Origin of the sequence: Amaricoccus sp. (genome assembly GCF_047602525.1) — a bacterium.
Taxonomy (GTDB): domain Bacteria; phylum Pseudomonadota; class Alphaproteobacteria; order Rhodobacterales; family Rhodobacteraceae; genus Amaricoccus.
This window is the reverse complement of the sequence record NZ_JASGHB010000001.1, coordinates 178,297-195,546: the sequence shown is the minus strand read 5'-3', so window position 1 is coordinate 195,546 and position 17,250 is coordinate 178,297. Positions and strand designations below refer to the sequence as shown.

The 17,250-nt window shown below is 64.8% G+C and carries 19 protein-coding genes and 5 pseudogenes; 5 read left to right on the top strand and 19 right to left on the bottom strand.

The features are described from left to right. Positions 1 to 11: 11 nt before the first annotated feature. From QM699_RS01165 to QM699_RS01080, 18 genes and pseudogenes are all read right to left on the bottom strand, one after another. Positions 12 to 920 carry an NAD(P)-dependent oxidoreductase gene (locus QM699_RS01165; protein WP_415009440.1) on the bottom strand — a complete coding sequence of 303 codons (909 nt, stop codon included), beginning with the start codon at positions 918 to 920 and terminating at the stop codon, positions 12 to 14. A 310-nt stretch (positions 921 to 1,230) separates the two neighbouring features. Next, a complete protein-coding gene (locus QM699_RS01160) occupies positions 1,231 to 1,653 on the bottom strand; it encodes a nuclear transport factor 2 family protein (RefSeq protein WP_415012661.1) in 423 nt (140 codons plus the stop codon). Beyond that, positions 1,647 to 1,736 (bottom strand): hypothetical protein, encoded by a 90-nt coding sequence (locus tag QM699_RS01155; RefSeq protein WP_415012660.1) that lies wholly within the window; start codon positions 1,734 to 1,736, stop codon positions 1,647 to 1,649. The genes QM699_RS01160 and QM699_RS01155 overlap by 7 nt, the downstream gene beginning before the upstream one ends. A gap of 106 nt (positions 1,737 to 1,842) precedes the next feature. Next, positions 1,843 to 2,277: pseudogene (locus tag QM699_RS01150) on the bottom strand (SDR family NAD(P)-dependent oxidoreductase); the annotation flags it as partial. A gap of 76 nt (positions 2,278 to 2,353) precedes the next feature. Beyond that, positions 2,354 to 3,112 (bottom strand): carboxymuconolactone decarboxylase family protein, encoded by a 759-nt coding sequence (locus QM699_RS01145; RefSeq protein ID WP_415009439.1) that lies wholly within the window; start codon positions 3,110 to 3,112, stop codon positions 2,354 to 2,356. A 328-nt stretch (positions 3,113 to 3,440) separates the two neighbouring features. Continuing rightward, on the bottom strand, positions 3,441 to 4,352 hold the full coding sequence (locus QM699_RS01140; protein ID WP_415009438.1) for an SDR family NAD(P)-dependent oxidoreductase: 912 nt from the start codon (positions 4,350 to 4,352) through the stop codon (positions 3,441 to 3,443). After that, complete coding sequence (locus QM699_RS01135) at positions 4,244 to 4,987, bottom strand: SDR family NAD(P)-dependent oxidoreductase (RefSeq protein ID WP_415009437.1); 744 nt, start codon at positions 4,985 to 4,987, stop codon at positions 4,244 to 4,246. Before QM699_RS01135 ends, QM699_RS01140 begins: the two co-directional genes overlap by 109 nt. Before the next feature lie 31 nt (positions 4,988 to 5,018). Then, the gene (locus tag QM699_RS01130) at positions 5,019 to 6,221 is read right to left on the bottom strand and encodes a CaiB/BaiF CoA transferase family protein (protein WP_415009436.1); all 1,203 of its coding nucleotides are present in this window, start codon (positions 6,219 to 6,221) and stop codon (positions 5,019 to 5,021) included. A gap of 42 nt (positions 6,222 to 6,263) precedes the next feature. After that, the gene (locus tag QM699_RS01125; protein ID WP_415009435.1) at positions 6,264 to 6,623 is read right to left on the bottom strand and encodes a cupin domain-containing protein; all 360 of its coding nucleotides are present in this window, start codon (positions 6,621 to 6,623) and stop codon (positions 6,264 to 6,266) included. Positions 6,624 to 6,640: 17 nt separating this feature from the next. Continuing rightward, positions 6,641 to 7,846, bottom strand: a complete 1,206-nt coding sequence (locus QM699_RS01120; protein WP_415009434.1) for an iron-containing alcohol dehydrogenase — start codon at positions 7,844 to 7,846, stop codon at positions 6,641 to 6,643. A 61-nt stretch (positions 7,847 to 7,907) separates the two neighbouring features. Continuing rightward, a complete protein-coding gene (locus tag QM699_RS01115; protein ID WP_415009433.1) occupies positions 7,908 to 9,164 on the bottom strand; it encodes an ABC transporter substrate-binding protein in 1,257 nt (418 codons plus the stop codon). Next, positions 9,161 to 10,135, bottom strand: a complete 975-nt coding sequence (locus tag QM699_RS01110) for a branched-chain amino acid ABC transporter permease (RefSeq protein WP_415009432.1) — start codon at positions 10,133 to 10,135, stop codon at positions 9,161 to 9,163. The genes QM699_RS01115 and QM699_RS01110 overlap by 4 nt, the downstream gene beginning before the upstream one ends. Before the next feature lie 24 nt (positions 10,136 to 10,159). After that, positions 10,160 to 11,047, bottom strand: coding sequence for a branched-chain amino acid ABC transporter permease (locus QM699_RS01105; protein WP_415009431.1), 888 nt, complete (start codon positions 11,045 to 11,047; stop codon positions 10,160 to 10,162). Between the two features lie 3 nt (positions 11,048 to 11,050). Beyond that, positions 11,051 to 11,773: an ABC transporter ATP-binding protein gene (locus QM699_RS01100; RefSeq protein WP_415009430.1), complete on the bottom strand. Its 723-nt coding sequence runs from the start codon at positions 11,771 to 11,773 to the stop codon at positions 11,051 to 11,053. Beyond that, a pseudogene (locus QM699_RS01095) lies at positions 11,763 to 12,525 on the bottom strand (ABC transporter ATP-binding protein). The gene QM699_RS01100 and the pseudogene QM699_RS01095 overlap by 11 nt, the downstream one beginning before the upstream one ends. Positions 12,526 to 13,657: 1,132 nt before the next feature. Beyond that, the gene (locus QM699_RS01090; RefSeq protein ID WP_415009429.1) at positions 13,658 to 13,810 is read right to left on the bottom strand and encodes a type II toxin-antitoxin system VapC family toxin; all 153 of its coding nucleotides are present in this window, start codon (positions 13,808 to 13,810) and stop codon (positions 13,658 to 13,660) included. An 87-nt stretch (positions 13,811 to 13,897) separates the two neighbouring features. Next, positions 13,898 to 14,089, bottom strand: a complete 192-nt coding sequence (locus QM699_RS01085; protein ID WP_415009428.1) for a PIN domain-containing protein — start codon at positions 14,087 to 14,089, stop codon at positions 13,898 to 13,900. Next, positions 14,086 to 14,388, bottom strand: coding sequence for a hypothetical protein (locus tag QM699_RS01080; RefSeq protein WP_415009427.1), 303 nt, complete (start codon positions 14,386 to 14,388; stop codon positions 14,086 to 14,088). Before QM699_RS01080 ends, QM699_RS01085 begins: the two co-directional genes overlap by 4 nt. Positions 14,389 to 14,514: 126 nt before the next feature. On the opposite strand from QM699_RS01080, the gene QM699_RS01075 reads away from it, so the two are divergent. The 5 genes and pseudogenes from QM699_RS01075 to QM699_RS01055 all read left to right on the top strand — a co-directional run bounded on the left by QM699_RS01075 (position 14,515) and on the right by QM699_RS01055 (position 16,911). Continuing rightward, positions 14,515 to 14,871 carry a hypothetical protein gene (locus QM699_RS01075; RefSeq protein ID WP_415009426.1) on the top strand — a complete coding sequence of 119 codons (357 nt, stop codon included), beginning with the start codon at positions 14,515 to 14,517 and terminating at the stop codon, positions 14,869 to 14,871. A 19-nt stretch (positions 14,872 to 14,890) separates the two neighbouring features. After that, positions 14,891 to 15,154, top strand: a pseudogene (locus QM699_RS01070) (recombinase family protein); the annotation flags it as partial. Between the two features lie 74 nt (positions 15,155 to 15,228). Continuing rightward, positions 15,229 to 16,344: pseudogene (locus QM699_RS01065) on the top strand (phage portal protein); the annotation flags it as partial. After that, positions 16,274 to 16,531: a type II toxin-antitoxin system Phd/YefM family antitoxin gene (locus tag QM699_RS01060; protein ID WP_415009425.1), complete on the top strand. Its 258-nt coding sequence runs from the start codon at positions 16,274 to 16,276 to the stop codon at positions 16,529 to 16,531. The pseudogene QM699_RS01065 and the gene QM699_RS01060, both read left to right, overlap by 71 nt. Further along, on the top strand, positions 16,528 to 16,911 hold the full coding sequence (locus QM699_RS01055; protein WP_415009424.1) for a type II toxin-antitoxin system VapC family toxin: 384 nt from the start codon (positions 16,528 to 16,530) through the stop codon (positions 16,909 to 16,911). Before QM699_RS01060 ends, QM699_RS01055 begins: the two co-directional genes overlap by 4 nt. A gap of 21 nt (positions 16,912 to 16,932) precedes the next feature. Here QM699_RS01055 and QM699_RS01050 read toward each other — a convergent pair. Next, positions 16,933 to 17,232, bottom strand: a pseudogene (locus tag QM699_RS01050) (antitoxin of toxin-antitoxin stability system); the annotation flags it as partial. Positions 17,233 to 17,250 lie beyond the last annotated feature (18 nt).

Below are 17,250 nucleotides of genomic sequence, written 5' to 3'. Positions count from 1 at the left end.
CTCCTTTTGCCTCAGCGCGGCGCGCCCGCAAGGCGCACGACCGCGCCCGCCGGAATTTCGACCGACTTGATGATCGCGCTGAAATCCTCGCTGCCCCGGCCATCCTTGACGGCATCCGTCCAGACCTGCCCGGCCCGGCCAATGGTGGGGATCGGCACGCCGAGCGCCTCGGCCTCCTTCACCGCGAGGCGCATGTCCTTTTCCACGATGGAGAGATGGGCGCCGAAATCGAAGGTTCCGGGCAGGGCCGCGCGGGCCAGGATGTCGCTGGCCGCCGCGCTGTGGCCGGTGCCCGCGCGCAGGACCTCCATCATCGCCCCGGCATCGAGCCCCGCCTTCGCCCCGATCACCAGCCCTTCCGAGGCCACGACCATGTTCGCGGCCATCACCATGTTGTTCACGATCTTCATGATCTGCGCCTGGCCCACGCGGTCGCCGACCACATAGACCTGCCGCCCGATCCGCGCCAGCAGCGGCGAGACCTGATCGACGGCGTCCTGCGGCGCGGACAGCATCATCGCCAGCCGTCCCTCGCGCGCGGCGGGGGGGCCGCCGCTGATCGGGGCATCGGCCATGACGATCCCCGCGCCGGCCAGCTTTTCCGCCAGTTCCTCGATCACGGTTTTGCCGATGGTGGACATCTCGGCATAGACGCGGATGGCGCCGCCGTGGATCACGCCGTCGGCGCCATGGGCGACTTCTGCGCTGATCTCTGGCTTGGGAAGGCAGGCAAGAACGATGGGGGCCGCATCCGCGACCTCTTTGGGCGAACCATGGGCGATAGCCCCCAAAGCGACGAAGCGATCCCGGGCCTCGGGCGACACGTCATAGACATGCAGTTCCGTGTCGTCGCGGATCAAACGCTCGGCCATCGAGCCGCCCATCTGGCCCAACCCGATGAAACCAATCCTGTCAGTCATGTGCCACCCCCTTGCCCGCGACGATAAAGGCGCGCCGATGGTCTGCCGGCGCGTATAGGTAAAAATCGATAGCGCAGTTTGCCGCACAGCCTATCACGGAAGCCGCAATACCTGCCATCGGCCAAGCCTTTACCCTCCTGAAGTTTGGCGCTTCGCTCCGATTGTCCGCAGATCTCGACTGCACCAGCATCCCGCTGCGCGCCGCGGCCACCCTTTCCACTGCCGGACAACTCGAAGCGGGGGTCGAGACAGGACCGAAAGCCGGCCACGATGCAAGGCAATCGAGATTCGCCGCAGCACGCGGGGTTTTTCAGGACGCCGGATCGTAGTGCCGATAAAGCGGGTCGGCGGGACCACGGACGCCATGCGCCCAGGTCTGGTTGTCCTGCGCGGGAGGCGCGGGCCGCGACTCCGAGAAATCGAAGATGGTGATGCGCCGCGCGATGCGCCATTCGTCGTCGCGCCTCTCGAAGCGGTCGGCGTAGCGGCCGCAGACCTCGACGATCAGGTCGGATTGCGCCTTGTCGTTGCCCTCGTCGACCAGCATGGCGCGATGCCCCCCGGCCTCGGGACCCATCCGCATTCTGGCGATGAAATAGGTTTCGACCACGGCCCGGTCATCGGATTGGAAATCCATAGTGCAATTGCACAGGTAGTGGGCCGAGCGCGCGATTGTCCTGTGACGCGCTGATCCACTCGATGAATTCGTCGCGGCTGCCGTTGAAGTCACCATGATGGCTGGTCGAAATCCTCGAAGAACGCCGTGCGCACCAGTTCCCAGTCCCGACGGTCGATGCCCCTTGCATATCGCGTCATGGCATCCTTGATCGAGGCGCGGTCGGCAAGCGTGCGGGATGTATGTTTCATGTCTGCTCCGTTGCGGTCGACGCATTCTCCGGCCTCGGCAAGGCATACCCGCCTTCGACGCGCCATAGGCCACGCGCCCGTAGCTGGCCCGGACGCCCGCGATCGAAGCGATGTTGACGATGGCGCCATGCCCGCTTTTCACCAGCAGGTCGGCGGCCAGTTGCGTCAGCAGCATCGGCGCGGTCAGGTTGACGTCCAGCACACGCCGCCACTCCTCGATCGAGATCTCGCGCACCAGCGCCAGCTTGGCGATGCCGGCGTTGTTGATGAGCACCGACAGTTCCTCCAGCCCCGCGAACCAGGCCCGGCAGGCGTCGAAATCGGTGATATCCAGCGCCTCGGCACGAATGCTCTCAGGCGGGGTGAACCCCTCCAGCGCCTCCGCGCGATCGAGGATGACGACACTCCAGCCATCGTCTCTCAGCGCGACGCTGATCGCCAGCCCCAGGCCGCCCGCGCCGCCGGTGACGATTGCGGTTCCCTTGCTCATGCTGTTCACCTTTTGGGAAACTGGGAGAGGGTGGCTGTCATTCGGCTGACAGGCGATGCAGTCTCCTTCTCACGGCTCAGCTCTTGCCGCGCCGCTCTATCTCGGCCAACAGGCGCGGCGTGCCGACAAGGAAGCTCTGCATTCCGATCAGAACCACCAGTTGCATGACCTGAAGCACCTGCTCGGGCGTTGCGCCGTAGCGCAGGGCATTGTTGCCGTGGATGCGGCTGCCGGGGTTGTAGAGATGGGTGGTCGAGCTGTCGATCGCGACATAGAGCAGTTCGCGCACCATCGGCGACAGCGTGCCCTTGCGCCACGGGGTCGAGGAAAACGCCGTATAGCCCATGACGAACTCCGGCGAGGTACGGACCATCGCGTCCAGCAGATCATTCCAGTAGCCGCGCTTGTCGGCGAACTCCGTCTTGACCGCCTGATAGGCTTCGCCGCGCGGAAAGGCGTCTTTCAGCTTGGGGTCATCGCTTTGCGCCAGCATATCCAGCAGCAGCGGCGCACCCTCGGTATAGGAATGGATGCCCAGAACCGATGCGATCTGCAACGTTTCGAGGATTTCCTCCTTGGTCGCGCCAACGTCCAGCGCGGCCCCGACATGCTGCGAAACGGCATCGCCGTTCAGATGCGTGACCGCGGCATTGGCCGCGATCAGCACCAGATGCCGGATCTTGAGGTCCAGATGTTCCGCGCCAAGCGCGACCTCCGCCATTTGCAGGTAATCACCGAAGAAATCGGCATCCGTTTCCAGCGCGACCGCCAGGTCGTCGGTCCAGTAGCCATGCAGGCCGACGAATTTATCCTTGAGTTGCTGATTGTCCGGCATGTTACCCGTTCCTTGATGCGATCAAGTGCGACCGGCCCTCGACCCGCCACAAATCCGTTCATTATCAGCAGATGCCTATTCCTATGGCTGCGGGCATGTTTCCACGGGTTCGTTTGCCGCGACGGCGGCTTCCAGTTCCGCCTTGGCCGACTGGAACTCTTCCATGAACTCGGGGTCGCGTGCAGATGCGCGACGACGGCTGATCCGATCAACCCCCGCGACTATTCTCAGCATTTCTCATCCCCGATATCCACCGGCTCCCCGCCAGTGAACTACCTTACGTTCGTTTTATCCACGCCGACCGAACCATCCCAAATGCCGCCAACCTTTACGCCTGATGATACATGCCCTGCGCCGTCGGCACGCCCAGCCCGGCAGAGCTGTAACCGCCGTCGACCGCAAGATTCTGGCCGGTAATGCTGGCGGCCCGGTCCGAGCACAGGAAGGCCACCGCCTCCGCGATATCCTCGGTCGAGGAAAAGCGGTCCTGCGGGATGGCGCGCAGGTATTCGTTGCGCGCGGCCTCGTCGTAATGGCCCCGGGTCAGTTCGGTATCCACCGGCCCCGGCGCCACGCCGTTGCAGCGGATGCCCAGCGGCGCCAGCTCGAGCGCCATCTGCCGGGTCAGGTGGATCAGCGCGGCCTTGGAGGTGCCATAGGCGGTCCGCAAAGCCCCCGCCCGCAGTCCCGAGATCGAGGTGATGTTGACGATGGCCCCCCCGCCGAGTTCGGCCATCCGCCGCGCCGCCAGTTGCGACAGATGCAGCGGCGCGTTCAGGTTCACCTCCATGATGCGCTGCCAGACGGCCAGATCCATCTCCAGAAACGGAGTCAGCGTCGCGATCCCGGCGCAGTTGACCAGCGCACCAAGGCGGTCGCAGCTTTCGACCATCGCGCGCATGGCCTCGCGGTCGGTCACGTTGCCATGGCGGAAATCCGCGCCGATCTCGGCAGCCGCGGATTCCAGATTGTCCGACAGGTCGGTCAGGACGACATCCCAGCCGTCCCGCTTCAATGCGACGCCGATGGCCTTGCCGATGCCTCCCGCCCCGCCGGTCACCAGTGCTGTCCTGTTCTTCAAGGCTTCCCCCCCATGTCTCCCTGCCCGGCATGGCGGGCAGGGAAAGCCGCTCAGTAGATGGTGACGCCACTGTCCACCGGGATGACCTGCCCTGTCGTGTGCCGCGACTCGTCCGAAGCCAGATAGACCGCGACATGGGCCATATCGATCGGCTCGCACGGCCCCAGCAGGCACTGGTCGGCCAGTTTGCGCAACTCCTCACGCTCGTCGATCAGGCCGCGCACCCGTTCGGAAACCGTCAAGCCCGGCGCGATGGCGTTCACACGGATGCGGTCGGGCGCATATTCCGGCGCCATCGAGCGGGTCAGCGCATGCACGCCCCCCTTCGCTGCCGTGTAGCAATCGCGGTCGGTCAGCGCCATGATCGCCACCATGGACGAGAAGTTGATGACCGATCCGCCTCCGGCCTTTTGCAGATAGGGAATGCCGTATTTGCAGACGAGGAAGGTGCCGAACAGGTCCAGCTTGATCGCCCGCCAGAACTCTTCCTCCGGCGCGTCGGTCACCCGCGCGTCGTGGGGGGTCGAGCCGCCGGCCACGTTGCACAGCACGTCGATCTTGCCGAACGCCTCGGCGGCGCGCGCCAGTCCGGCGCGGACGTTGTCGCCATCCGTCACATCCAGCGCGACGGGAATGATCCGGTCGCCGCCTCCGCTGGCCTCGGCGGCAGCCTCGGCAATGTCCAGCCGGACGTCGCCCGCCAGAACGCACGCGCCCTCGGCGATGAACAGTTTGCAGATTTCGGTGCCGATTCCGCCACCGGCGCCGGTCACGAAAGCGACCTTGCCGTCCAATCTACCCATCTCGTCTCTCCCCTCGGTGATTTCAGATAGTTCCGGCCGCGCGCAGCCGGTCCATCTCGCTGGTGTCAATCCCGACCGAGCCAAGAATCTCGGCGGTATCGGCCCCCAGATGCGGCGCGGGCAGGCGGTCGTTGCGCCCCGTCATCGCCGTCAGGACCGAGCGCGTGACCAGCGGCACGGTCTTGCCCGCCCCATCCAGCGGGATCGGCTCGACATAGTCGCGGAAGGCGTCCAGTTCCAAAGTCTCGACCGGGGAGAGGCAACGGCAGGCCGGCAGACGCCGCTCGGCCAATGCGGCAAGGCATTCGTCCGCGCTGCGCTCGGCGCACCACTCGGCCAGGATCGCGCTGAGGACCTCGCCATTCTCACCCCGGTCGGAATCCGTGGCAAAGCGCGGATCACCCACCAGTTCGGGCTTGCCGATGAATTCGGCCCAGCGTTTAAACATCACGTCGCCGATGACCTGCACCATGATCCAGCCGTCCTTTGTGCGGAACAGGTCCGATGGTCCGGCGATGGGGCTGCGGTTGCCGATGGGTCTGCGCGAACGGAAGCCCGAGGCTTCCTCCATCAGCATCGGGTTCATCATCGTCATCGCCGTGCCGAGAAGCGAGCATTGGACATGCTGGCCCTGCCCGGTGATCCGGCGTTCAAGCAACGCGGCCATGGTAGCGAAGGCCGCCGACATGGCGGTGGCATAGTCGACATAAGAGATGGAGGCGCGATAGGGCCGCTCGCCCGCGCCGGTCAGATACATTGCCCCGCTCAGCGCCTGCCCAGTGCCGTCGAAACCCACCTTGTCGCGGCTTTCGCCCTCCGGGTCGAAGGCGGAAATCGTGGTCAGGATCAGGTCGGGCTTGATCTGCCGCAGCGTCTCATAGTCCAGCCGCAGTTTCTTCAAGGCATTGCCCGGCAGGTTGACCACCAGCACATCGGCCGTGCGGATAAGATCCTCCAGCACCGCACGGCCCTCGGGCCTGGCATAATCCAGAGTCAGAGATTTCTTGTTGTTGTTGACTTGCAGATAAAGACCGCCACGCCCGCTGATACCCACCGGCATCACTTCGCGGTCGGTCGCCCCTTCGGGCGGCTCGACACGGATGACCTCGGCCCCTTCGTTGGCCAGCATCTGGGCACAGAAGGGCGCGGCGATGTAGCGGCCAAGGTCAAGCACGCGAAGGCCTGTAAGACCGACGCGCTGCGGCTCACTGTCCCTGGATTCCATCGACGACCTTCCTTCAATGCGACTTCGTTTCAGACCGACCGGTCATGCGTAATACTGGACCTCAAGCAGGACGCAGCCGCCCTCCGAGCGGATCGGGCCATGCGGGGTTCCGGGCGGGCGATGCACATAGGCCTCTTCGGTAAAGCGCCCGAAGCGTTCCGCCTCGCGGATGCCCGACAGATCGCCCGACAGCAGCATGGCTTCCTCGTGATAGTCATGGATCAGCGGCTTTGTCGTCTCGACGCCGGGCGCGAAACGGACCAGCCGCGTGCGATGGCCGACTTTCTTCGCCTCGTCCAGATTGTCGGCAAGTGTCAGGGATTCGATCCCCGGAAAGCCTGGCAGCGGGTTCCACTGCATGCCGCTCAGCGGCGTCAGCGTATCCACGGGACGGTCAGACATGGTATTCTCCCTGCGTTTCACCACGCCGCCTCAAGGACGGACAGGACCTCCTCGGCCGAGCGGATCGGCCGAGGATTGGTCGCCACGATCGGATCGCGCAGGGCGGATCGCGCCACAAAGGGCAGATCCTCGCGCGAGACATTCAGTTCGCGCAGCCGGGTCGGCAGGCCAAGCTCGCCCCCGATCAGAGCGCGCAGGCGGTCTTGCAGCCTCTCCGCCGGCAGCGACTGATCCAGCGCGCCCTCCAGCCGCCGGCACAATTCGGCGCGGCGCACAGCGGTCACCTCGGCGTTGAAGCCGATAACCTGCGGCAGAAACACACAGGAGGTATGGCCATGGGCCACCTTGCAGCGCCCGCCCAGCTGGTGCCCCAACCCGTGGCTGAGGCCCAAGCTGACATTCGCAAGGCCCGAAACCGACAGCCAAGCCGCGATCTGGCAGTGCAGCCGCGCCTCCAGATCATCAGGCCGCTGGCGGGTCACGGGCAGCCAGCGCATCAGCGCGGCCAGCCCCTCGGCGGCCAGCGCGTCGGTCATCGGCTGCGCCGTGATCGAGAACCAGGCCTCGACGCAATGATCGACGGCCTTCACGCCCGAGGACAGCCACAGCCATTCCGGCGTTCCCAGCGTCAGTTCGGGGTCCAGCAGAACCGTGCGGGCACCCAGCTTGCGGTCCTGATAGAGGTGCTTTTCCCCGTGGGTTGCATCGGTCAGGCCCGAGATGTCGGTGAACTCGCCCGCCGAGAGTGTCGTCGGCACGGCATAGATCGGCAGAGCCGCCCCCTTCATCGGGGGCGCGATCCTGGTCGAAGGGTATTCGAAGCGGATGGCGCAGGCATCGAAATCGGCAGGCGCGCGCAGATCGTCGGCCAGCGCCCAGACCGCGCCCTTGACCGTATCGCTTTGCGTGCTGCCTCCGAAGCTGATCACCGCATCGGCACCACGTTCCCGCATGAACGCGGCGGCCGCCAGAGCGGTGTCGCGCGGCACATGAGGCCGGGTGTCCGAGAACACCCCGGCGCAGCGGTCGCCCATCGCCCCCGCCACCGCATCCAGAAGCGCGGGCGTATTCGCCAGCGTCCGCCCGGTGACGACCACGGCGCGGCGGATGCCGTCACGTTCCAGCACCTGCCCCAGCTGGCCGATGCAGCCCGATCCGAAGCGAACCTCGTGGACCGCCGGGCGAATGAACCGACCCTGCCTATGAGTTGTCGCGTCGCTCACGTTTTGCCTTTCGACATGGGACTGCTCAGGGTGGCTGGCCGGGGCAGTCCCCCCCTTTTCGTTACTGCGTGACCAGCGGGCAGCCGCCCTCTTCCAGCGGGCGGAACGCCTGGTCGCCCGGAATGGTCTCGACCAGCTTCACCAGGTCCCAGGGTCCGGTGGATTCCTCGGGCGTCTTGACCTGAACCAGGAAGGTGTCGTGCACCATCCGGCCATCCTTGCGCAGGACACCGTTCTTGGTGAACATGTCATTGACGGGCATCTCCCGCATCTTCGCCATTACTGCCGCCGGTTCGTCGGTGCCCGCCGCCTCGACCGCCTTGAGGTAATGCAGGACCGAGGAATAGACCCCCGCCTGCCCGTCATTCGGCATGGCGCCGTGACGCTCGAAGAAGCGGTCGGACCATTCCCGCGCCTCGGGACTCTGGTCGGGGAAGAAGGCGGTCGCATAGACCATGCCCTGCGCCAGGTCCAGGCCGATGGCCTTGATGTCGGTCAGGAAGGTCACGATGCCGACCAGCTTCTGGCCGCCGGCGGTAAGGCCGAATTCATTGGCCTGCTTGACCGCCGTGACCAGATCGGCCCCGGCATTGCCGAAGGCGACGTATTTGGCCCCGGAAGCCTGCGCGCTCAGCAGATAGGACGACATGTCGGCCGTGTTGATGGGATGCTTGACCGACCCTGCGACGGTTGCGCCAAGGGGAATGATGAACCGCTCGGTCCCCTTTTGGAGCGATTCCCCGGCGATGTTGTCCATCACGACGAAGAACCAGCTGTCGCCCGGCTCCTTGACCAGCGCGGTCGCGATGGTCTTGCCTGCCGAATAGGTGTCATAGGTCCATTGCACCCCCGTCGGCGAACATTGCTCGCCCGTCGCCAGCTCCGTGGCGCCGTTGGACATGATGCTGATGACGCCCTTCTCTTTGGCCAGTCCCTGCACGGCCAGCGCGACGGCGGAGTTCGACAGGTCCGAGATCATGTCGATCTTGTTGCTGTCGATCCACTCGCGGGCGATGGACGAGCCGAGGTCGGGCTTGCCCTGATGATCGGCCGACATGAACTGGATCGGCTTGCCCAGGACCTCGCCGCCGAAATCCTCGATCGCCATCTGCGCCGCGACCACGGAGCCGGTCCCGGCCACGTCCGTATAGGTGCCGGACATGTCCGTCAGCACGCCGAGCCGGACTTCTCCATCAACCGAGCTGGCCTGCCCGGCCGTTGCGGCCATCGTCGCCAGGGCCGTCGCCAGTAGGTATCTTCCCATCATGTTCTTGCTCCCTGCAGGTGTGTGTGCGTCGCGATGTGCATGCGCCGTCACAGCGGCTTCCGAATGAGTTGGGCTATCCGGCCGACGATGCCGTCGCGGAAGACCATCACGCAGGCGACGAAGATCGCGCCCTGGATGACCGTCACCCAGGCTCCCAGCGGGGCCAGGTAGGTCTGCAGCGCGATGATGATGATCGCGCCGACGATCGGGCCGAACATCGTGCCGAGGCCGCCGATCAGCGTCATCAGGATCACCTCGCCGGACATCGCCCAGTAGACGTCGGTCAGCGAGGCGAGTTGGAAAACCAGCGCTTTGGTGGCGCCTGCGAGCCCGGCCAGGGTCGCCGACAGGACGAACACCATCAGCTTGTAGCGGTTGGTCCAGTAGCCGAGCGAGGTGGCGCGGGGCTCGTTGTCACGGATCGCCTTGCAGATCTGACCGAACGGCGAGTGGATGGTCCGATAGATCAGGAGCAGGCCCGCCATGAAGATCACGGCGACGACGAAGTACATGTTCATGTCGTTGTTCAGGTCCACAAGCCCGAACAGCCTGCCCCGCGGCACGCCCTGAATCCCGTCCTCGCCCCCGGTCAGTTGGGGATTCTGCAGCGATAGGAAATAGACCATCTGCGCCAGAGCCAGGGTGATCATGGCGAAGTAGATGCCTTGGCGGCGGATGGCGATGCTTCCGAAGATCACGCCGAGAACGCCCGCCGCCACGGTCCCGGACAGGATCGACAATTCTGGGCTCAGGCCTAGGTTCTTGGCCGTATAGGCACAGGTATAGCTGGCGAGCCCGAAATAGGCGGCATGTCCGAAGGACAGCAGCCCACCGTAGCCCAGCAGAAGGTTGAAGGCGAGCGCAAACAGCGCGAAGCACAGCACCTTCATCACCACGATCGGATAGAGCAGGAACGGCGCGACCAGCAGCGCGATGGCGATGCCGACCATGACGTTGCGATGCAGTGCAGCGGTGCCCTGAGTTTCCTCGGAAAGTGCCTCGGCGGATGCAATGGGTTCCATATCTTTGTCCTTGCTTGCCGGAGTTCAGGCGGCGCGGCCGAATAGGCCTGCGGGCTTGACCAGAAGGACCAGCACCATGACCACGAAGATGACCATCGCCGAGGCCTCGGGGTAGAACACCTTGGTGAGGCCCTCGAGCAGCCCGAGCAGAAAGCCCATGACGATCGCGCCGAGGATGGAGCCCATGCCCCCGATGACCACGACCGCGAAGCAGACGATCAGGATGTCATTGCCCATGTTGGGGTTGACCGAGTAGATCGGCGCCGCCAGCGTGCCGCCCAGCGCCGCGAGCCCGACGCCGAAGCCGTACGTCAGCGTGACGAGCAGCGGCACGTTGATCCCCAGCGCCTGGGTCAGCACGGGATTCTCCGTCGCTGCGCGCATCGTGGCCCCGAGCGACGTCTTTTCGATCAGGTACCAGGTGCCAAAGCACACCACGACCGAAATCAGGATCACCCAGCCGCGATAGGTGGGGAGGAACATGAAGCCGAGATTGAATCCGCCCTGCAGCGCCTGCGGGATCGCGTAGGGGAGCCCCGAGGCGCCGAAGTAGTTGCGGAACACTCCCTGGATGATGAGCGCGATGCCGAAGGTCAGGAGCAGCCCGTAGAGGTGGTCCATTCCGGCGATGCGGCGCAGCAGGAACCGCTCCATTGCCATCCCGATCCCCCCGACCACCAGCGGCGAGAAGATCAGCGCGAACCAGTAGTTGATGCCCAGCCAGGTCAGCCCCATCCAGGCGACGAAGGCGCCCAGCATGTAGAGCGCGCCATGGGCGAAATTCGCAATGTTCAGCAGCCCGAAGATGACCGCCAGCCCGAGACTCAGCAGGGCATAGAACGATCCGTTGATCAGTCCCAGAAGCAACTGGCCGAACAGGACCTGTGGCGGAATTCCCAACAGTTCGAACACCGGTCAGACCCCCAGATAGGAATGAATTTTGTCCATGTTCCGCTCCATGTCCTCGTTCGCGATCATGTCGATCACCTTTCCCTGATCGACGACATAGTGCCGGCTGGCGACGGTCTGCGCGAAGATGAAGTTCTGCTCGACTAGGATGATGGTGTAGCCCTCGGCCTTCAGCTTGCGGATCGTCGCGCCGATCTGGTCGATGATGACCGGGGCGATGCCCTCGGTCGGCTCGTCCAGCAGCAGGAAGCGCGAGCCGGTGCGCAGGATGCGGGCGATGGCCAGCATCTGCTGCTCGCCTCCCGACAGCTTGGTGCCCTGGCTGTTGATGCGCTCCTTCAGGTTCGGGAACAACTGGAAGATCTGGTCGACCGCCATGCCGCCGGGCTTGACCACCGGCGGCAGCATCAGGTTCTCCTCGACCGAAAGCGACGAATAGATGCCGCGTTCCTCGGGGACGAAGCCGACGCCCAGTCGCGCGATCTTGCGCGACGGCATGTCGATCGTCTCGACGCCGTCGAACACGATCGAGCCCTTGCGCTTGCCCATCACGCCGATGATCGACTTCAGCGTGGTGGTCTTGCCCGCGCCGTTGCGGCCCAGCAGTGTGACCACCTCGCCCTCGTAGACCTCGAAGTCGATGCCGTGCAGCACATGGCTTTCGTCATACCAGGCCTCGAGCCCGCTGACCTTAAGCAGGGGGGTCCCGCCCCCGTCTTCAGTGCGCATGGCCACCCCCGGATCCGATATAGGCTTCGATCACGCGCGGATCCTTCGAGACCGTGGCATAGTCGCCCTCGGCCAGAACCCTGCCGCGCGCGAGCACGGTGATACGGTCGGAAAGAGACGCCACCACCGACAGGTTGTGCTCCACCATCAGGATCGTGCGATCCTTGGACACGCGGCGGATCAGGTCCGCGGTCCGCTCGACGTCCTCTCGCCCCATGCCGGCCATCGGCTCGTCGAGCAGCATGACCTTGGGGTCGAGCGCCAGGGTGGTCGCGATCTCCAGCGCGCGCTTGCGGCCATAGGACAGCTCGACCGCTGTGCGGCCTGCGAACTCGGACAGGCCAACGGCATCCAGCAATTCGCACGCTTGGGCGTTAAAGCTGTTCAGCACCCGTTCCGACCGCCAGAAGTCGAAGGAGTCGCCCCGGCTGCGCTGCAAGGCGACGCGCACGTTGTGCAGCGTGGTCAGGTGCGGAAAAACCGCCGAGATTCTGGAATGAGCGGATCAACCCCTTCCGGGCGATGCCCGCCGGCTTGTCCTGCGTGATGTCCTGACTGTCATAGGTGATCGTGCCGGACGTGGGTTGCAGGAATTTGGTCAACAGGTTGAAGCAGGTCGTCTTGCCCGCCCCGTTGGGACCGATGAGTGCGTGGATCGTGCCGCGACGCACATCCAGGTCCACGCCGTCCACAGCCTTGAACCCCCCAAAGCTCTTGGTCAGACCCCGTGCGGATAAAATGATGTCGCTCACTCTACCTCCCTGAACGTCATTGCGCCGCGACGGTGATCGCTGCACGACATCAGCGGCCGGTAGGGCCGACGATGCCCGCAAGCCGGCATGGCGGACCGCCGATCACTCTCGTCGAGAAGACCATACACCGATCCGACTTTCCCAGAATACGGATTGAGAGGCTTGCAATATCTGCTGGAACAGTCAGAGGTTCGCCCTATGCGCGGCGGCGGCTTGGTCAGCTTTCGCGCAGGGCCTTGCGCGGGGGGGCACGCCGCCATCGGTGGCGACGGAAAGGTTCGGCATGGCGACCACGCATGATCGGCGCTCGGCCGGTAAGCAGACGGGCGACCCGGCCAAGGCCCCAGCACCAGTTGCAGGTCGGGTTGCCGCTGGGCCTCCTCGCTGCACACGATGAACCGCGCCGGGTTTCCCGGAGGCTCCAACTCTTGAGAGACTGGAGCCATGACGAAGAGAAAATCTGGAGGGTTCTGTGAGGCGCGGCGAGACGTTGGCGGCGAGCGCGACGGTGGTCGACGCGTCATAGAAGCCGGATTGAGCGAAGCCGCGGTGGGTCTTGCGCTATGGGCGGAGTGTCTCGGGACGCTGGCTGCCGCGTCGATCGCTGTCGGCGATGCGATGCAACCGGGCGCTCCCGTGGTGAGCGGCTCTGGCTACGTCTGTGCGGAGGTCGGCATGGGGTGGCCGCCGGACGTCAGCGGGAGGGCGATGGTCGATGGCCGGCGATCGTGCCGGCCGAACGGCGCGCGCGCCGTTCGGGGCGCGGGCCGCGAGCACGGGCGCCGTCAGCATGCCGGAGAAGATGGAAGCCGTGATCATCGGCGGCGGACCGACGCCGGATGTTGGCGTTGCCGGTCATGGTTCTGTTTCCTTTGGGGTCGGGATTCAGAGTAGCGAAGCGCCGCTCCTGAACCCTTGCCCGTCGGCGAGACCGGGGAAGCAAGGTGCAAGGAAAGTCTTTGGCACCGTGGAATAATTGGAGGGGCCCGCGCTTGCGGGGAGCGGGCCGGTTATGCCGCGAAAGGCCGAAGAGTTTTCTTGTTCCGCGCGAGGGCAGCGCCCTGAGCAACCTCCAGAAACAAAGAAGCGCGCCGTAGCGCGCTGCATTAATCATTTTCGGGAAGAGCTGGACTCAACTACCGGCGCGCATGGGATTGATGAACTCCAGCCCGGCGAAGTCCTTTTCGTTGTCCGTAACGATCACGCAGTCGTTCGCGCCTGCGCTGGCGGCGATGATCATGTCGAGCGCGCTGCGCGGGCGGCCCGCGGCCTTGCCCTCCGCCATCAGCCGCGCCCAGATCAGGCCCGCCTTGTCGTCGAACGCAAGGATGCGGCCGGCGAACAGCGACTGAGGGCCTTCCGGTCCGGCGAACTAGGTTTCGAGCGCATCCCGCTTCTTGCCGCGCGGCTTTTCCAGAATACCACGCCGGACTTCGGCTATGGTGAGCGTGGAGATGAAGAAGTCTTCATCGCGCTGCTCTTCCCACCATGCCAGCAGCGGTTCCGATGGCTGCGGCTTGATGACGTTACTGATGATGTTGGTGTCGAGAAGATAGCGCGTCACAGGTCGACCCTGCGCCCTTCCTCGCGCGGGCGCGACAGGTCGAGGTCGGCCCCGACCAGGGGCGATCGGCGGAGCGCGGAGAGGATGCCACCGGACTTCGGCGGCTCACCGGACACCAGCGCCCTGACGGCTTGCCGGGCCTGCTCCGCTTCCGGCCCTTCCTCCGCCAGATGGCGCGCAAGCGACCTGATCAGCTCGCGGTCGGATTCCAGCGCCAGAACCTCGAAGCGCTTGTAGCCGCGCTGCGTCAGGCGCGTGCGGTAATTCTCGATCGCTCTCTTCTGTGCGGCGTTGCTCATGGCGAACCTCCGTATTATATCCTGACATATAGCCGATATCTGCCTTGCAAACAAGGGATGCGGCGATGCCGCCAGTCACGCGCCAGAGCACAGCAAAACCGGGAAATGCCACGGATTACCCTGAGCATGTTCCGTATGCTGTGGCGCGAAGGACTTCGCCAGACTTCGCGGCAGCTTCCGGTAATGCGCCGTTTTCCGCCGAAAATACGCCTTTTATTTCAATTGATTATACTGATCTTCCGGCGAATTCTGCAAGGTATGACCTTGCGAGCCCCCGGAAACAGAGCAATGATGAAGAGGAGCGCGCGCGAAGCGCTGCTCGAATCCTTGATGCTGGAAGAACCGGAGCTGACGTTTACGTCGCGCGGCACCCCCGATCCGCGCCTGCTGCGTCTGGTCGACTTCCTTGCAAGGCAGGCGGCGCGGGAGTGCTACGCCGAAGAAGTTCAGATGACGAAGCGACTTCGGGCCCGCACCTCCTGATGCTTCAGGGAGGCGTGCAATGAAGGTCGCGATCTACGCCCGCTATTCCTCGGACAACCAGCGCGAGGCACCCATCGCCGACCAGTTCCGCATGTGTCGCTTGCGGGCCGAGAGGGAGGGCTGGACGGTGGTCGAAGAATATTCCGACCACGCCATCTCCGGCTCCAGCATGATCCAGCGCGCTGGCATCCAGGCGCTGATCATGGATTCCGCCCGCGGCCGTTTCGACCTGATCATGGCCGAGGCGCTGGATCGGATCAGCCGGGATCAGAAAGACATTGCCAGCATCTACAAACGCATGCGCTATGCCGACGTGAAGATGTTCACCCTCACCTCGACGGCGCGAAGTTCGACAATCGCGCCGATGGCGTCAGGATCGACCAGGGCATTGAGTTCGACAGCAACGGGCGGCGGCGGGCCTACTGGATGTTCCCCGACCATCCGGGTGGCAATTCCCCGATCTTCACCCGGCGGCTGGAATCGGTGCGGGTCGATGCCGCTCAGGTCGCGCACCTGTTCGAGCGCCAGCGCGTCCAGAGCCGGGGCACCCCATGGGGAACGCCCGCCATGCGGGCGATCCGCGACGTTGACGACTGGCAGACCGCCGAACTGGTGCGGAAGAAGACCGAAGCCTGTCTGGTCGGAATCGTGTTCGGCGCGGACGAGGATCAGCAGGGCATCGCCCCGGTCATTCAGGATGCCGACGGCAACCGGGTCGAGCAGTTCGAGCCGGGCCTGATCGCCTATGCCCGCGGCGGCAAGGATATCAAGTTCAACCAGCCCGCCTCGACGGCGGGCGTCTACGAGTGGCACCGCACCCAGCTTCACATCATCGCGGCCGGGTTCCGGGCACCCTACGCGCTGATGACCGGCGACCTGAGCCAGGCGAATTTCTCATCCACCCGCGCCGGGTTGAACGAGTTCCGGCGCATGGTCGAGCAGATCCAGTGGCAGACCGTGATCCCCATGTTCTGCGAACCGATCTGGCGCTGGTTCATCGAGCGGGCGCAGTCGCAGGGCCTGCTGCCGGATGGCGTCGAGATCCTCGCCGAATGGGGACCGCCGAAGTTCGAGAGCGTCAATCCGCTGCAGGACGCGCAGGCCGATATCCTTGAGGTTCGCGCCGGCTTCAGGAGGGCGGCAGCATGGACAGCGGCGGCGGTGTCGCCGGGCGCAGCGAGCGGCGTCGCCGGCAGCGTATCGGCGAGAGGAAGCAAAGTGTTCATTGGGAAGTCCTCGGGAGAGCGGAAACGGGCAAGCCCGCCGGCGCTCTCTCTCGGACCGGACGGGCTCAAACCCGTCCCGGCCACTCTCTCCCTCTCACTTCCATTCTTGACTTGGACCATATCATGGACCATCTTCTGCAATGGAAATGCGGGAAGAATTCAAAGGAGCGTGTGCGATGCGCGTGTCTGTCAGCGAGGCGAAGGGGCAGCTCACCGAACTGGTGAAGCGTGCCGAAGCCGGCGATGAGGTCATCCTGACCCGTCGCGGCCATGAGATCGTGCGCTTGGTCGCCGTCGCGGCGGCGCCCGGCGTCAAGGGGCGGCGCGCATTGATGGAGAAAGTCAGGGCGTCGGCTGCGGCCAAGGCTCTGCCGGGACCGGATGCCGCGCGCAGCCAGGACTTTCTTTATGGCGATGACGGGATGCCCGCGTGATCGCCGTCGATACGTCGGCCCTCATGGCGATCGTGCTGGACGAGCCGCAGGGCGAAGCCTGCATGACGGCTATCGAGCAGGCTGATGGGTTGCTGATCTCCGCCGGGACTGTAGCGGAAGCCTTGATCGTGGCAGGACGGCGCAATGTCGGCGAAGAGATTGGCGCGCTGATTTCCGGCCTCGGCTTCGAGGTCATATCGGTCACGGCCGCCTCCGCGCGCCGGGTTGCGGATGCCTATGGCCGATGGGGCAAAGGCATCCACCCGGCTTCGCTGAACTATGGCGACTGTTTCTCCTATGAGGTCGCGAGCGAGCACGACTGCCCGCTGCTTTATGTCGGCAAGGACTTCGTGCAGACGGACGTGCGCCCGGTCCTGTAGCCGCCCCTGTAGCCGCCGAGATCAACCGAACCGGCGTCCGGTTTCGGTGAACGTGTATTGGTTGGCGATGATCGTCTCGTCCACGGCCTCGTCCGAACTGAGATATTCGTATTCGCGTTCGAGCTGCCGGTAGAGCCAGCGGGCGAGATCGCGCAGCGCCTCGATCACGGCGTCCTCCGCGTCCCCGGTCATGTCCTGATACGTGGGGCTGTCCCGCTCGACCGAGGTCGCCATGCAATATTCATGGGAATAGTGGCCCCGATGACTGACATCGGCGCGGAGCTGGTAGAAATTGCGGCGCTGGATTGCCAGCAGGTCATCGGTGACGTGCCCCGCTCC

Excerpts from the sequence above, each read along its gene's own strand:
- QM699_RS01165 (WP_415009440.1), bottom strand. The coding sequence starts at position 920 with ATGACTGACAGGATTGGTTTCATCGGGTTGGGCCAGATGGGCGGCTCG.
- QM699_RS01160 (WP_415012661.1), bottom strand. The coding sequence starts at position 1,653 with ATGGTGACTTCAACGGCAGCCGCGACGAATTCATCGAGTGGATCAGCG.
- QM699_RS01155 (WP_415012660.1), bottom strand. The coding sequence starts at position 1,736 with ATGACGCGATATGCAAGGGGCATCGACCGTCGGGACTGGGAACTGGTG.
- QM699_RS01145 (WP_415009439.1), bottom strand. The coding sequence starts at position 3,112 with ATGCCGGACAATCAGCAACTCAAGGATAAATTCGTCGGCCTGCATGGC.
- QM699_RS01130 (WP_415009436.1), bottom strand. The coding sequence starts at position 6,221 with ATGGAATCCAGGGACAGTGAGCCGCAGCGCGTCGGTCTTACAGGCCTT.
- QM699_RS01125 (WP_415009435.1), bottom strand. The coding sequence starts at position 6,623 with ATGTCTGACCGTCCCGTGGATACGCTGACGCCGCTGAGCGGCATGCAG.
- QM699_RS01110 (WP_415009432.1), bottom strand. The coding sequence starts at position 10,135 with ATGGAACCCATTGCATCCGCCGAGGCACTTTCCGAGGAAACTCAGGGC.
- QM699_RS01100 (WP_415009430.1), bottom strand. The coding sequence starts at position 11,773 with ATGCGCACTGAAGACGGGGGCGGGACCCCCCTGCTTAAGGTCAGCGGG.
- QM699_RS01090 (WP_415009429.1), bottom strand. The coding sequence starts at position 13,810 with ATGGCGGAGGGCAAGGCCGCGGGCCGCCCGCGCAGCGCGCTCGACATG.
- QM699_RS01080 (WP_415009427.1), bottom strand. The coding sequence starts at position 14,388 with ATGAGCAACGCCGCACAGAAGAGAGCGATCGAGAATTACCGCACGCGC.
- QM699_RS01075 (WP_415009426.1), top strand. The coding sequence starts at position 14,515 with ATGTTCCGTATGCTGTGGCGCGAAGGACTTCGCCAGACTTCGCGGCAG.
- QM699_RS01060 (WP_415009425.1), top strand. The coding sequence starts at position 16,274 with ATGCGCGTGTCTGTCAGCGAGGCGAAGGGGCAGCTCACCGAACTGGTG.